Here is a 13761-nt window from a genome sequence, read left to right as displayed (position 1 = left end):
GTGAGCGCCATCATCTTCCTGACAACGCAGTGATTATCCCTTTCCCGGAAAACCCGTCGTCAGAGGCTTACCGCCGTTCAGCAGCGTGAGCCTGCGCCACAGCCATTCAACCGGGCCCTGTCGGAAATGGCGCAGCCAGAAGAGGGAGAACGACAGGTTTACCAGCCACACGGCAGGCACCATCGCCACCAGCTGCCAGCGATCCCATTGGTTAAACCAGCCCAGACGATTAAACAGGGTGGTGCATATCAGGGTTTGCAGCAGATAGTTGGTCAGCGCCATACGTCCCACGCCGCTCACTGCCCGGGTTATCCTCAGGCGCGACAGCGTGGGCCAGTAGCCAAAACAGAGCGCCGCGTACCCTGCTGCCTGTAGCGGCGCGCTAATTTCACGGGGAACCTGCAGAAAAAAGCCGGACCAGCGGAATTCCCAGCCGGAAGCCCACTGTAAAGCGATAGCGGGAAGCTCAATCAGCCAGGCCAGCGAGATAAGGATAGCGGCGGTGCGGCGGTAATGTGCCAGGCTGTAGCTGCCTTTCAGCCAGCCGCTGCGCATCAGGGCGCTGCCGACCATCATCAACCCGGCCAGCTGCCAGCCATACTGCACGGGCAGCGCCATCAGGCCGGATGAGAAGAGGTCGAGTCGGTTCAGAATTGCAGGCCAGCCCCCCTGGGTCTTCCAGAAGGTTTCGTACTGCACGTCGGCAAAACCCGGCAGCCAGCCACTATTGGGGTGTGAAGAGGCTCCCAGTCCCAGCACGACAAGCGCACAGCTGCCAATCAGATAGAGCATTACGCCGGTATTGAAGAGCTGGCGGCTGGAAGAAACATCGCGGATCATCCGCCAGACCACCAGCCCAATCAGGCCGTAGTCGAACAGAATGTCCCCGTCCCACAGGAGGGTGCTGTGCAGAAAACCCAACAGCACCAGCCAGCTGAGCCGTGCCTGGAGCCAGCGTTTGCCCCGCGGCAGCAGCATCTGCAGACCGGCGCCAAAGAGTAACGCAAACAGGGCAAGGAATTTTTCCTGGGCAAAGAGATCGACCAGCGCCCAGCACCAGGCGTCATAATCCGGCGGCAGCCCGTGCCAGGCAGGATTAAGGTAGGCGGCCCGGGGCAGGCCAAACGCGATGATATTGAGCAGCAGAATGCCCAGAATAGCCAGCCCACGGATAAAATCCAGCGTGTGAATACGCGGCATGACTCCTGTCCTGTGTTAAAGCAAACCTGATGAACCGCAGGGCATCAGCTATGGCGTACCGCGCGAAGGAATTCCTGCCGCGTGTTCTGGCTGGATTTGAATAATCCTCCCAGCGACGTGGTGGTGGTGGCGCTGGTCGCATCGCGAATGCCGCGCGCCTTCACGCAGTAATGCACCGCATCAATGGAAACGGCAACGTTATTGGTGCCGAGCAGGGTTTGCAGCGCCACCAGAATCTGCTGGGTGAGACGTTCCTGAACCTGCGGGCGCGAGGAGAAAAACTGCACGATGCGGTTAATCTTCGACAGTCCGATAACCTTTTCCTTAGGGATGTAAGCCACAGTGGCCTTACCGTCGATAATCACAAAGTGGTGTTCACAGGTGCTGGTCAGGGTGATATCACGCACCGTTACCATTTCATCGACCTTCATCTTATTTTCGATGACGGTGATTTTTGGAAAATTCGCGTAGTCCAGGCCAGAGAAAACTTCATTAACGTACATTTTGGCCACGCGATGCGGCGTTTCGGCGAGGCTGTCGTCTGAAAGATCCAGATTCAGCAACTGCATGATTTCAGTCATATGCCCGGCTATCAGGCGTTTGCGAGTTTCGTCATCCATTTCACGCGCAGGCGAGCGTAACGGGGTTTCCAGTCCACGCGCAAGCAGCGCTTCGTGAACCAGTGCGGCTTCCTGACTTAACGTAGCCATGGCGATCTTTTCTCCAGCGGGTGTTATTCCGGCCCCGGGCGGGACCGGCAAAAATTCTGAGGCGCTATTCTGGTACACAATGCGACGTTAATCCAGTGAATCAATTTAAACCGGGGTGAAACTGTTTCACGTAGCGCCAGAAGACAGGTTCGCAAGGCGTCGGTGGCGACTTTCACTGCGCCGCCGGGTCGCGTTTCCAGACCAGCGCGCCAGCTATCAATAGCGCCGCCCCGGCCACGTACAGCGCGGGTTCCAGTCGGTGCGTTAGCTGGGTGGAAAGTGCGGACAGCAGCGGTCCGAACAGCTGACCTACCGCATAGCCGGTGGTTAACAGGCCCGCCATGTAGCGGGCATGCTGCGGCGCCAGCTCGCGGGCATAGTGCAGGGTAAGCTGCACTACGCAGAGAAAACCGCCCCCCATCAGCACCGCACCCAGTGCCAGACCGCCGATCCCCGGCATCATCTCAACGACAAACACCCCCGCCGCCTGCGCCCAGAGCACTATCGCCAGCCGGAGATTAGCCTGACCAAAATGGCGGGTGAGAATGCCAAGGCCAATGCCGATAACCGCCGCCCCGCCGAATATCGGCCAGACGTACTGGGCAAATGGACTGCCGGGAAAGCGCGAAACCGCCATCTGTGACAGGAAGGTCGCGGGCAGGATGTAGCCAAAGCCTGCCAGACTGTAGCTCCAGACCAGCTTTTTCAGACCCACCGTCAGCACCAGCGGCGCCGGTGCCGTTTCAGGACGGTGAAGTTGCCCCGGCCCCGGCAGGTTACGGGCTATAAGCGCGATCAGGACCAGCGCCAGCAGTCCGTAAGCCAGCCAGGCCGTGGCGGCGCTGACGTGCTGCCCGTGCAGTAAGACCGCCAGCATGCCGCTAAGCAGGATCCCGGTGCCCGGCCCGGCGAACACGGCAGCGCTCAGTCCGGCACGGCCATGTTTATGCAGCTGTTCATTACTCCAGGCGGCAATCAGCACCATGGCCCAGCCGCTGGCCCAGCCAGTCAGAAAGCGGACGACGCCATGCAGCCAGGCTCCTTCAACGCAGGCTGAGAGCAGCGTTAGCGCCACCGCCCCCCAGACGCCGACTTTCAGTCGAAGCTCCACCCGCCGGGTTGCGCGCATAGCATCGTACGAACCAAACAGATAACCGAGATAATTGATGGCGGCCACTACCGCCGCGCTGGTCAGCGAGAGCTGATGCTCGCCGATCATCAGCGGCACCTGCGGGGTAAAAGCAAAGCGGCCAATCCCCATCGCAACAACCAGTGATAAAAAAGCGCTCAGCGCCACGCGAACAGCCATATTCCTGCTCCTGAAAGTAAAGTGCGCCAGTAGACAGCTTGCCGATAAAGGGTTGCCAGTATGATGGAGGATCGCTACACTGACGGAAAGTGAATAATCATCACCAACTTACTTACAAAAAGAGAAGGCATGGATCTGACCCAGTTGAAAATGTTCTGTTCGGTAGCGGAAACGGGTTCGCTGGCGCGCGCGGCTGAGCAGCTACACCGCGTGCCCTCCAACCTGACCACCCGTCTGCGTCAGCTTGAACAGGAGCTGGGAGCCGACCTGTTTATCCGCGAGAAACAGCGCCTGCGCCTTTCGCCGGTAGGGCATAATTTTCTCTGCTACGCCCGGCGCATTCTGGCGCTGAGTGAGGAAGCGATGAGTATGGCGCATAACGGCGAGCCGGGAGGCAATTTTGCCCTGGGCTCAATGGAGAGCACGGCAGCAACCCGGCTGCCCGCGCTGCTGGCTGCCTACCATCAGCGTTACCCTTCTGTGGCCCTGTCGCTGATAACCGGCACCTCTGGCGAGGTCATCAGCCGGGTGCGCGAAGGTACGCTGGCCGCTGCGCTGGCCGATGGTCCTGTTACGGCGGACGAGCTTAACAGCTGTATTGTCTTCCATGAAAAGATGGTGCTGATTTCCGGTCTCGGCCATACGCCCATTACACATCCCGCCGATGCCGTGGGGGAAACGCTGTTCGCCTTTCGCCCCAGCTGTTCCTACCGGCTGCGCTTTGAAAACTGGTTCCGCGGCGGCGGCGTTCAGCCCGGCAGTTTTATGGAGATACAGTCTTACCACGCGATGCTCGCCTGCGTCGCCAGCGGCGCGGGGCTGGCTATGCTGCCCGAATCGGTTCTCGAACAGCTTCCGGCCCGAATGGATGTCCGGCGTCATGCACTGCCCGCTGACGTCAGCGAGACCACCACCTGGCTGGTCTGGCGGCGTGATGCCTTTACCCCTAACGTAAAGGCCCTGAAGTTACTGATTATCGAGCACGTTGACGATACGTCAGATCCTGACGAAATTCGTCCATAATTAATCACCCCTGTTGCACTGAAACCACAAAAGAGAAGAGCTATGGAAATGATCAAAACGCGCGCCGCCGTCGCCTGGGCTGCCGGTGAGCCACTCAAAATTGAAGAAGTTGATTTAATGCCACCGCAAAAGGGCGAAGTGCTGGTGCGCATCGTTGCAAGCGGCGTGTGCCATACCGATGCCTATACCCTTTCCGGCAAGGATCCTGAGGGCGTGTTCCCGGCCATCCTCGGCCATGAGGGCGGCGGTATTGTTGAAGCCGTGGGCGAAGGCGTCACCAGCGTCGCCGTAGGCGATCACGTTATCCCGCTTTACACGCCTGAGTGTGGTCAGTGTAAATACTGTCTGTCCGGCAAGACCAACCTTTGCCAGGCTATTCGTACCACCCAGGGCAAAGGCCTGATGCCGGATGGCACTACCCGCTTCTTTAAGGACGGCAAACCCATTTTCCACTATATGGGCACCTCGACCTTCTCTGAATATACCGTGATACCAGAGATTTCACTCGCGAAAATCAGCAAAGAGGCACCGCTTGAAGAGGTGTGTCTGCTGGGATGCGGCGTGACCACCGGCATGGGTGCGGTGATGAATACCGCCAAAGTGAAGGAAGGCGATACCGTGGCAATTTTCGGTCTGGGCGGCATTGGTCTGTCTGCCATCATCGGCGCAAAAATGGCCAGGGCGGGTCGCATTATCGGTATTGATATCAATACCAGCAAATACGATCTGGCTACCAAACTGGGCGCAACCGATCTGATTAACCCGAAGGACTATGATAAGCCTATTCAGGAAGTGATCGTTGAGATGACCGATGGCGGGGTGGATTTCTCCTTCGAGTGCATCGGGAACGTTAACGTGATGCGTTCAGCGCTTGAGTGCTGCCATAAAGGCTGGGGCGAATCGGTGATTATCGGCGTGGCGGGCGCGGGAGAAGAGATCTCAACCCGGCCTTTCCAGCTGGTGACCGGGCGCGTGTGGCGCGGTTCGGCATTTGGCGGCGTGAAGGGTCGGACGCAGCTACCAGGTATCGTTCAGCGCTATATGGACGGCGAGTTCCAGCTGAACGATTTTATTACCCATACGATGCCGCTGGAAGAGATCAATGACGCATTTGACCTGATGCATGAAGGTAAATCGATCCGTTCCGTGGTGCATTTCAGTAAATAATCGGGAGGACTGATGGCGTCCACGCTGGAACTACTTGAAGAACATCGTCTGTTTGGCGGCTGGCAGCAACGCTATCGCCACCGTTCTGCCACCCTGAACGCCGATATGACGTTCAGTATTTTTCTGCCCGGCCCTAAACGCGATGCGCCGCCGCCGGTGGTCTATTTTCTGGCTGGCCTGACCTGCACCGATGAAAATTTTGCCACGAAGTCCGGTGCGCAGCGCGTGGCGGCTGATTTAGGTCTGGTGCTGGTGATGCCGGATACCAGCCCGCGCGGGGAAGGCGTTGCCAATGATGAAGGTTATGATTTGGGCCAGGGTGCAGGGTTTTATCTGAACGCGACCGAAGCGCCCTGGAAGCCTCATTTCCGCATGTACGATTACATTAACGAGGAGCTACCGGCACTGATTGCCAGTAATTTTCACGTTAGCGATCGTCAGGCCATTATGGGACATTCAATGGGCGGTCACGGTGCCATTATGCTGGCTCTACGAAATCCGGCCCGCTTTCGTTCCGCGTCAGCGTTTGCACCCATTGTTAATCCGATGGAGGTCCCCTGGGGGCAGAAGGCGTTTAGCGCCTATTTGGGCGACGATCGGCAGGCGTGGCGCGAGTATGATAGCTGCTGGCTGATGCGGCAGGCGTCATCAACGCCGCCTCTGCTTATTGATCAGGGTGACAGCGATCAGTTCCTGGCCGATCAGCTGCACCCGGAGAGGCTGGAAGCGATTGCTCAGGAGAAGGGTTTTCCGTTAACCGTGCGGATCCAGCCGGGTTACGATCACAGCTATTTCTTTATTGCCAGTTTCGTGGAGGATCATTTGCGCTTCCACGCTGAGCATCTGCTGGCGTAACGAGGTCGGTTTGCGCGTATTAAGGGTTCCCATCGGGGAGCCTTTTTTTTGGGCGGTTCGGGGTAGTCGCCTGGGGATGGGGGCCGGTGCGGCAAAGGTCCGGGGTAGTCGCCTGGGGATGGGGGCCGGTGCGGCAAAGGTCCGGGGTAGTCGCCTACGGGTGGGGGCCGGTGCCTGGCGGTCCTCCCGCCGCGCGTTGCGCGGTTCCTTCGCTCCTTTCGCATTGTGCTCGCTGCGGGTAAGAGCGGTTCCGGGGGTAACATAAACTCTTTCGGCAGGTTTGGAAGAGGAAGAACTCTGCAAAAAACTCAGCGCTATAGGCTGGGCAGGCGCTATCAAAAGCACACTACCGGATTACCTGCTAGTGGTCCGGGCGGGCTACAAAGCCTGAGCGTTTTTAGGGCTTAACTGGAAGTTGTGCTGATGATACCTGCGGAGAGCTAAACGGTTTTACTCAAAGCAGCTCGGCAACCTGAGAGGTGGACAATCCGATATTGCAGCTTCATGACGTCCGGCAAACGCTGGGATTGTCCCCGGAAAAGCCGATATTGCAGCCCGGCGAATACTGCGCTGGCCCACCGCCCCCGCAGCGGACCCGCTAACCAGCCCACACTGCCTGCCGTCGTAGCAGACGACAACCTACAGCGCGGGCCACAGAGACGAACTAGAAGGTGTAATCAATCCCGGCGAAATAACGACGGCCATCTTCGTTATAGCTGTAGCTATCGCGATCCAGCGCCTTATCCCCCAGATTCATCACCCCCGCTTTCAGCTTCACCGCCTTACTGGCCCGCCAGCTCCCCCCCGTGTTCCACAGCATATAACCGCCCGGCGTCACGCCGTTGTTCTTCAGGGTTCGACGCTGCCCCGAATAGTTCGCCTGTAGCCAAAATGCCCAGTCCGGCAGTGGTGACCAGTCCAGCGTCCCGTTGGCGGTATGCAGCGGCAGCTCCTTCAGTGGCTTATTGCCACCATCGCTAAGATCGCGTCCGTCGCTATAGGTATAATTTAGCGTCAGCTTCCACGCATCCGTAAAGGGAACAGAAACCTCACTCTCGACGCCGGTGATGCGCGCTTTATTCACATTGTAATAGCGGAAAATGGGCTTACCGTTCTTATCAAACCCCACAAAATTAGTGTAGCCGGGCGCCAGCTCTTTTGAGGAGTTACGCGCCACGCTAATCATATCGCTAATCGTGTTCTGGAAAGCCGTAATGCTGCCGGTTATACCATCAAGCAGCCCTTCCTCCCCCTCATAGTAAAGCCCCAGCTCCACGCTCTCGCTGGTCTCCGGCTTCAAATCTTTACTTCCGACAATGCCGCAGCTGCCGCGACAGGAGTTCGCCTGCCAGTCAGGGCTGAGCTGTAGCAGCGAAGGCGCTTTGAATGCATTGGCCCAGCCGCCTTTCACCGTCAGGGTATCGCTGGCGTTATAAACCAGGTAGGCGCGCGGACTCCAGCGATCGCCATAGGTCTGATGATCATCCATACGAACGCCGGTGGTCAGCGCCAGCGCGTCGAAAATTCGCCACTCATCCTCGACAAAAAGCGCAAACTGGCTGGCGGAAGTGCGCCCGCTTCCCGTCAGATTGACCGGGTCCGTCAGCGTATCATGTCGCATTTCGCCCCCAAAGGTCAGCAGCTGGCTGATATCGGCCAGTGGTATAACCAGCTTGCCTTCCAGCGCATTATTCTGCGCCACGATATTATCGCTACCGGTATAGTTATCTATCCGATCGCCGTAAAAGCGCAGTTCAGTATTCACCCCGCCCCAGCGGCCATTGTGGCCCAGCGAGTAGTTCTGCCGCTCCAGACGATTTTTGTTCAGCGAGTCGGAATCACGATCCTGACGGTTCACGCCATAGCCCAAAGTCAGTTCTTGATCCTCCGTGGGCGTCAGCGTAAATTCCACGTTGGCATCGCGGGTGGTGTAGCCCTCAATACGCGGCGACAAGCCCGTCGCCGACGTGGAAGACACCTGCTGGCTGTCCTTTCCCCGCCTGCCCAGGCTACCGTAAATTTTAGCGCCCAGCAGATCCTTAATTATTGGCCCGCTGGTAAAAAAATTGCCGTTTTCGCTGTCTCCACGATCGCGATGCGCCTGCATCGTGGCATCGGCGCTCAGCGTGCCGTGCCATGCCCTGCCTACCTTACGGGTGATGATATTCACTACCCCGCCCAGCGCATCGGAGCCGTAAAGCGAGGACATTGGTCCGCGTACCACCTCAATACGTTCAATCGCATCGGCGGGTATCCAGTTCAGGTCGAAGTCGTTATGCCGAAACACGGCGTTACGCGAGTTGACCCGCTTGCCGTCGATCAGAATCAGCGTATAGCTGCTATCCAGCCCGCGCAGGCTGACGCCTTTACGGTTATCGCCTTCGTTATTGAGCTGTATGCCGGGAACGTCGCGAAGTACGTCACTGAGGTTTTGTACGGGCCTGCGTTGCAGGTCTTCAGCGGTAATAACGCTGATGCTGGCGGGGGCTTCTTTGAGATTCACTTCTACCGAGGACGCGGTGACGACCATCGTCTCTTCTTTTTCATCACGTTCTTCAGCCGCAGCCGGGAACGTAAAGATCAGCGCGGAAGCATACAGCCCACCGCGTAACAGAGGGTTGAACCGGAACATAGCCTTCTCCTTGGTAATGCTTAATGTGTTATCAGTCCTTATGCCCACACTTCAAAAACTGCCACTTCTTAATTAGTACCGGTTAACCGGTTTATTTTGAATTCGGGGCGAAAACGCCCCGCTTACTGCGGGTGACGGTTCTTAAATCCTGAACGTTACCCTTAAAGCATCTAAAGCATCTAAAGCATCAGAGTACCGGCGCGGTCACCAGACCATCAATCAGCACCTGCGGCGTACCCTGAGAGCAGCGCTCAATGCGCCCTCTTACGCCGTAAACACTCGCCAGGCTCCCCGGCGTGATAACCTCTTCCGGCGTACCGTCAGCGATCAGCGCGCCATTTTTCAGCATCAGTACGTGTTCGCCGTGACGCAGCGCAATATTGATATCGTGTACCACGACCACGGTAATGATATTTCGCCTGCGGGTTTCCCGACGAACGAGATCCATTACGTGAAACTGATAGTTCAAATCCAGTGCGCTCAGCGGTTCATCAAGCAGCAGAAGTTCTGGCCGACGAATAAGCGACTGGGCCAGACCCACCAGCTGTTTTTGACCGCCAGAAAGCTGGTCCAGATAGCATAAGGCCAGGTGGGCAATGCCCAGCTGATCCAGCAGGGCCATCACTTCTGCCTCGCTGTCGGCGCTGCTGCGGCCACCGGATGCGCGCTGAGCAACAATAATCGATTCCAGTACGTGCAGATGAACGCCTGCCGGCAGCGACTGCGGCAGATAAACTACACGCTCCGCGCGACGGGCGAATGGCAGCGACATCAGCTCACAGCCATTAACCCACAGTTCGCCCTGCGCGCGGTTTAGGCCTGCCAGGGACCGCAACAGCGTCGATTTACCACAGCCGTTTGGCCCCAGCAGCACGGTAATTTTCCCCCGTGGTAAGCAGGGAACATTCAGATTACTGATGACCCTGCGCTTCGGATAACCGGCATGGAAACCGCTAATCGTTAAACCGTCCATCAGACCGTCCCCCGGTGGCGCAGAATAATACTCAGGAAGAAAGGCACACCGACCAGTGAAGTGACGATACCGACCGGAATAATCACCCCGGGGATCAGGTTTTTCGACACGACCGACGCCATGGATAGCACCAGCGCGCCGGTCAGCGCACTCGCAGGCAGATAGTAGCGATGGTCTTCACCGAAGATCATCCGGGCGATATGCGGCGCCACCAGACCGATAAAGCCGATCGGCCCGACAAAGGCGACCGCCAGCGCAGAGAGAATACTGATGCGCAACAGCGTACCCAGCCGCAGGCGTCGCACGTCAATGCCAAAACTCACTGCGCGATCTTCGCCCAGGCGCAGCGCCGTCAGCTTCCATGAACTCATCATTGAGAACGGCACCAGTATCGCAAAGGCCAGCGCCAGTACGCCCAGCTTTTGCCAGGAGGCGCGCGCCAGGCTGCCCATGGTCCAGAACACCAGCCCCTGTAGCGTATCTTCGCTGGCGATAAACTGCATCATGGAGACCAGCGCATTAAACGTAAAGACCAGCGCGATGCCGAACAGCACCACGCCGGAGGTGGCAACCTGTGTCCAGCGGGTCACACCATCCAGCATCAGCGCGGCGATCAGCGCAAAGATAAAGGCATTACCAGAGATAAACCACTGGTCAGAAATGCCGGGAATGCCGATACCCAGTACGATAGCCAGCGCAGCACCAAAGGCGGCAGCGGACGAGACGCCAAGGGTAAACGGACTGGCCAGCGGGTTATTCAGAATGGTTTGCATCTCCGCCCCTGCCAGGCCGAGCGACAGTCCTACCACTACCGCCATCAGCGCATAGGGCAGGCGAATATCCCAAACGATGACGCGCGTTCCGGCATCGACACTCTCCGGCGACATCAGCGTCCGCCAGAGGTCATGGAGTGAGAGACCGGACGGACCCAGCGTAAAATCCAGCATAAGCGAAGCGAGAATAGCCAGTACCAGCACGGCCATCAGCAGCAGGCGATAGCGAAGCAGCTGATGGTAACGTCCCATCACGCTCTCTTTAGGCTTTTTTTCGACGTACTGCATGGAGTCGTGGGTCACACTCATGGTTAATACCTGTAATTGTTCGCGCTGAGGCAGGAGAAGCAGCGGCGTAACAATAAAGCAAATGATAATGGTTATCAATGGTATTAGTAGTAAGAAGCTGTGACCAAAAGGGCGCGGAAGCCGCGCCCTGTGCGTATCACGCTGTCTGAATTAGCGATTACTGGAAGGGAATACCATCTCGCTGTACTTCACAAAACGGGTTTTTTTGGTCAGCCGGTAGCCCAGCCAGATAATCAGGAACAGCGGCAGACCAATATAGGTGGCCGCAACCGAATACCAGTCGATACGATCCTGCAAAAAGGCCTGATAGTTCTGTCCCAGGGTGATGGTCAGACAAAGAATAAAGGCAAAAATCGGGCCCAGCGGGAATAGGCCTGAGCGGTAAGGCAGTTCAGCGATCGAATGCCCCTGCGCGATATAGCCCCGGCGGAAACGATAATGGCTGATGGCAATACCCAGCCAGGCGATAAAGCCGGTCATCCCGGAGGTATTCAGCAGCCAGAGATAGACCGTCTGGTTGCCAAACATCGAGGAGAGAAAACAGAGCCCGGCGACCACGGTGGTGGCATACAGCGCATTACGGGGTACGCCGCCTTTCGACAGCTTGCCAAAAATACGCGGCGCTTTTCCTTCCCGCGCCAGGGTAAACAGCATACGGGTGGAGGCATACATGCCTGAGTTACCCGCCGACAGCACCGCCGTCAGGATGACGGCATTCATTACCGCCGCCGCCGAGAGCAGGCCCGCGTGTTCAAACACCAGGGTAAAGGGGCTTACGCTGATATCCTTCACGTCGTTACGCAGCAGGCGCGGGTCGGTATAAGGGATAAGCAGGCTAATCACCAGAATCGCCAGCACGTAGAACAGCAGAATACGCCAGAACACCTGGCGCACGGCGCGGGGGATGTTCTTCGCCGGATCTTCGGACTCACCGGCGGCGATGCCAATCAGCTCCGTTCCCTGGAAAGAGAAGCCGACAATCATTGCCACGCCGATCATGGCTGAAAAGCCGCCGGAGAACGGTGCATCGCCGATCTGCCAGTTGTGCCAGCCGGCATTCTCACCGCCGCGCAGAATGCCCGCGATCATCAGCACGCCAACCGCGATAAAGATAATGACCGTCACGACTTTGATTAAGGAAAACCAGTACTCCGCCTCACCAAAACCCTTTACCGAGATGTAGTTAAGCAGAAAAATCACGCCCATAAATAGCGCGCTCCAGATCCAGCCGGGGGTATCGGGGAACCACCAGGTCATCACCAGCTGGGATGCCACCAGATCAACAGCGATGGTCACAGCCCAGTTGTACCAGTAGTTCCAGCCCAGTGCGAAGCCAAAGCCTTCCTCAACGTAGTTCGCGCCATAGGTGGCAAACGAGCCGGTGACCGGCATAAAGGCAGCAAGCTCCCCCAGGCTGGTCATCAGGAAATAGACCATCAGGCCGATCAGCACATAGGAGAGCAGCGCCCCGCCCGGGCCAGCCTGGGAAATGGTCGCACCCGAGGCAACAAACAAGCCGGTACCAATTGACCCCCCAATGGCGATCATCGTCAGATGACGCGCCTTTAACTCACGCCTTAGCGCAGGCTGTTCTGTTGTTTTTTTGTCCTTAACCATCTTGAAATGCTGTATCCTGGATAAATAAGGCGCGATTGTAACAAACTCCCCCCGCAGGGATAGTGATTCCACCGCGTTATAAGATAGGTTCATGATCAGCCCGGAATTATAAGCAACAGCCCCTTATCCCGCGTCAATGCCACGGTAATACTTATAACGCAGGCGCCAGGGCAGGCATATCGCGGTCCGGGACTATTCAATACAGTCGCTGAGGAGCGCAACAGCGGTCGGGGACTATTCGATACAGTCACTGAGGAGCGCAACAGCGGTCAGGGACTATTCGATACAGTAGCTGAGGAAGCGCAGCAGCGGTCGGGAAAGATGTTTCTGCCGGTGGTGGATACGATACAGCGTCCGGTTGAGTTCGGGCAGAGGAATGGCCACCTCGCGCAGCGTTCCCAGCGCCAGCGGCTCCTCTATAACCCGGCGCGACAGACAGCTGATGCCCATGCCGTGACGCACCGCATGCTTGATTGCTTCTGAATTTCCCAGCTCCAGCGCCAGTCTGAACTGCGGCAGATGGGAAAGCAGCAGATAGTCGACAATTTCTCGCGTACCCGATCCCTTTTCACGCAGGATCCAGGTGGCGCTGGCCAGCGTATCAAGCGTGACGGGCTGGTTAAAGATATCTGCATCGGGTGCGGCAAACACCACCAGCTCGTCCTCCAGCCAGGGTTCGCTTATCAGATCGGGTCGGTGACACGGGCCTTCAATCAGGCCAATATCGACCCGAAAGTCGGCGACCGCATTAATCACATCCTGGCTGTTACCGACGCTCAGCTCAAGTGGCAAATCAGGATAATCGCGTCGCCAGCCGGCAATCATGCCAGGCAGCAGGTAATTGCCGATGGTACTGCTGGCATAAACCCGCAGGGCGCCGTTATCCTCACGAAACAGCTGCTCTATTTCCATTGCCTGTTCCAGCAGCGCCAGCGCACGCGGGTAGAGCAGCCGCCCATGTTCGTTCACCACCAGTCGCTTGCCCACCCTGTCAAACAGCTGGACGCCGAGCTGCCCTTCGAGATCGGCCAGTGCTGCGCTGACGGCCGACTGGGACAGCGACATTCCCTGTGAGGCCTGAGTGGTGGATCCACTTTTCAGTACCTCGCAGAACACCTCCAGCTGCCTTAACGTGATATGCATAACTTCCCCCTCTCCATCTGATAATGGCCCTGAATCTATCTTTAATAGTG

11 protein-coding genes are annotated in these 13761 nt (G+C 57.5%); 3 read left to right on the top strand and 8 right to left on the bottom strand.

What is annotated here, in order from left to right; genetic code table 11:
• Nucleotides 1–33 precede the first annotated feature (33 nt).
• From yeiB to ACLRGG_RS06575, 3 genes are all read right to left on the bottom strand, one after another.
• A complete protein-coding gene (yeiB, locus tag ACLRGG_RS06585; RefSeq protein ID WP_416248966.1) occupies nucleotides 34–1200 on the bottom strand; it encodes a DUF418 domain-containing protein YeiB in 1167 nt (388 codons plus the stop codon).
• A gap of 44 nt (nucleotides 1201–1244) precedes the next feature.
• Nucleotides 1245–1910: a GTP cyclohydrolase I FolE gene (folE, locus tag ACLRGG_RS06580; protein ID WP_416248965.1), complete on the bottom strand. Its 666-nt coding sequence runs from the start codon at nucleotides 1908–1910 to the stop codon at nucleotides 1245–1247.
• A gap of 172 nt (nucleotides 1911–2082) precedes the next feature.
• Nucleotides 2083–3219: a YbfB/YjiJ family MFS transporter gene (locus ACLRGG_RS06575; RefSeq protein ID WP_416248964.1), complete on the bottom strand. Its 1137-nt coding sequence runs from the start codon at nucleotides 3217–3219 to the stop codon at nucleotides 2083–2085.
• A 129-nt stretch (nucleotides 3220–3348) separates the two neighbouring features.
• Here ACLRGG_RS06575 and ptrR point away from each other — a divergent pair, with 129 nt between their 5' ends.
• The 3 genes from ptrR to fghA are packed head-to-tail and all read left to right on the top strand — an operon-like array spanning nucleotide 3349 to nucleotide 6264.
• Entirely contained in the window at nucleotides 3349–4242 is an 894-nt protein-coding gene (gene ptrR / locus ACLRGG_RS06570) for a putrescine utilization regulator PtrR (RefSeq protein WP_416248963.1), read from the top strand.
• A 42-nt stretch (nucleotides 4243–4284) separates the two neighbouring features.
• Nucleotides 4285–5409, top strand: a complete 1125-nt coding sequence (locus ACLRGG_RS06565; protein WP_416248962.1) for an S-(hydroxymethyl)glutathione dehydrogenase/class III alcohol dehydrogenase — start codon at nucleotides 4285–4287, stop codon at nucleotides 5407–5409.
• Nucleotides 5410–5421: 12 nt separating this feature from the next.
• Nucleotides 5422–6264: an S-formylglutathione hydrolase gene (fghA, locus tag ACLRGG_RS06560; RefSeq protein ID WP_416248961.1), complete on the top strand. Its 843-nt coding sequence runs from the start codon at nucleotides 5422–5424 to the stop codon at nucleotides 6262–6264.
• Nucleotides 6265–6928: 664 nt separating this feature from the next.
• On the opposite strand, the gene cirA is transcribed toward fghA, so the two are convergent.
• From cirA to yieE, 5 genes are all read right to left on the bottom strand, one after another.
• Nucleotides 6929–8896 (bottom strand): catecholate siderophore receptor CirA, encoded by a 1968-nt coding sequence (cirA, locus tag ACLRGG_RS06555; protein ID WP_416248960.1) that lies wholly within the window; start codon nucleotides 8894–8896, stop codon nucleotides 6929–6931.
• 187 nt (nucleotides 8897–9083) lie between these two features.
• Nucleotides 9084–9872 (bottom strand): ABC transporter ATP-binding protein, encoded by a 789-nt coding sequence (locus tag ACLRGG_RS06550; protein ID WP_416248978.1) that lies wholly within the window; start codon nucleotides 9870–9872, stop codon nucleotides 9084–9086.
• A complete protein-coding gene (locus tag ACLRGG_RS06545; RefSeq protein WP_416248959.1) occupies nucleotides 9869–10951 on the bottom strand; it encodes a FecCD family ABC transporter permease in 1083 nt (360 codons plus the stop codon). Before ACLRGG_RS06545 ends, ACLRGG_RS06550 begins: the two co-directional genes overlap by 4 nt.
• 150 nt (nucleotides 10952–11101) lie before the next feature.
• Nucleotides 11102–12568 (bottom strand): amino acid permease, encoded by a 1467-nt coding sequence (locus tag ACLRGG_RS06540; protein ID WP_067708620.1) that lies wholly within the window; start codon nucleotides 12566–12568, stop codon nucleotides 11102–11104.
• A gap of 276 nt (nucleotides 12569–12844) precedes the next feature.
• Nucleotides 12845–13711 carry a DNA-binding transcriptional regulator YeiE gene (gene yieE / locus ACLRGG_RS06535; protein WP_416248958.1) on the bottom strand — a complete coding sequence of 289 codons (867 nt, stop codon included), beginning with the start codon at nucleotides 13709–13711 and terminating at the stop codon, nucleotides 12845–12847.
• Between the last annotated feature and the right edge of the window lie 50 nt (nucleotides 13712–13761).

The organism is Erwinia sp. PPS120 (assembly GCF_047918655.1).
In the GTDB taxonomy this organism is placed as follows: domain Bacteria; phylum Pseudomonadota; class Gammaproteobacteria; order Enterobacterales; family Enterobacteriaceae; genus Erwinia; species Erwinia tasmaniensis_A.
Note: the sequence above shows the minus strand (reverse complement) of the source record. Positions and strands in the feature narration are given on the sequence as shown.